At 70.7% G+C, this 1,124-nt stretch carries 1 protein-coding gene; it reads right to left on the reverse strand.

What is annotated here, in order from left to right; all coding sequences use genetic code 11:
- Positions 1-1,124: polyketide synthase dehydratase domain-containing protein (locus AB0H32_RS48425; RefSeq protein ID WP_361136163.1), on the reverse strand; the 1,124-nt coding region annotated here is incomplete at both ends.

Here is a 1,124-nt window from a genome sequence, read left to right on the forward strand (position 1 = left end):
ACCACCGCCCACCCACCACCAGACTCACCAGAACCCACACCAGACCCAGCCGGCACCCCAGCCGGCACATCCACCCACTCCACACCAAACAACGAGTCACCCGTGGCATCCGGACCAGCCTCAAAGGGCCGCAGAACCAACGACCCCACCGACGCGATCAACCCACCACTCGCATCAGCCAAGGTCAGCATCACGCCCTCGCCCGTCCGCTCCGGGGTCACCCGGACCCGGGCCACGGATGCGCCCGTCGCATGCAGGCCGACGTGCCTCCACGCGAACGGGATCTCAAGCTTGTCCCGCCGTTCCCCCGTGCCCACGATCACGTGCAGGGCGGCGTCCAGCAGAGCCGGATGCACACCGAAGCCCGCAGCGTCCACACCCTCCGGCAGCGCCACCTCGGCAAACAACTCCTCACCACGCCGCCACACCGCGCGCGTCCCCTGGAACACCGGACCATAGGCGAGGCCACTCTCAGCAAGCGCCGAGTAGAACCCAGCCAGGTCCACGGCGACGGCATCGGTCGGCGGCCACTGTGTGAGGCCGATGTCCACGCCGCTGTCGACAGCCGTGTCGGCGGGAGCCAGCACGCCCGTCGCGTGCCGAGTCCACTCTCCCTCGGGTGCCGAGTCCTCGGCCCGGGCGTAGACGGACAACGCTCGGCGACCGGACTCGTCCGGCCCGTCCACCGTGAGCTGCACCCGCACCCCGCTCTGGGGTGAGAGCACCAGCGGCGCCTCGATGACCAGTTCCTCGACCTGACCGCACCCGGCCTCGTCAGCCGCACGCATCGCCATCTCGATCAACGCGGCTCCAGGTACGACCACCTGCCCGGCCACCACGTGATCGGCCAGCCAAGGCTGCCCGGCCAACGACAACCGCCCTGTCAGCAGCAGGCCATCGCTCGCCGGCAGGGTTACGGCCGCACCCAGCAGCGGGTGGCCGGGGGTCTCCAGGCCGAGGTCCTCGGCGCGGCTTGCCGCAGCGGGGGTCAGCCAGTACCGCTGCCGCTGGAAGGCGTAGGTCGGCAGATCGCTCCGCCGGGCACCCGTCCCCGCGAAGACCCTGTCCCAGCCGACGGCAACACCCCGGACGAACACCTTCGCCAACGCCGTCAGCAACGCCCG

The sequence above is a fragment of the Streptomyces sp. NPDC020362 genome, from assembly GCF_040642095.1.
Lineage (GTDB): Bacteria > Actinomycetota > Actinomycetes > Streptomycetales > Streptomycetaceae > Streptomyces.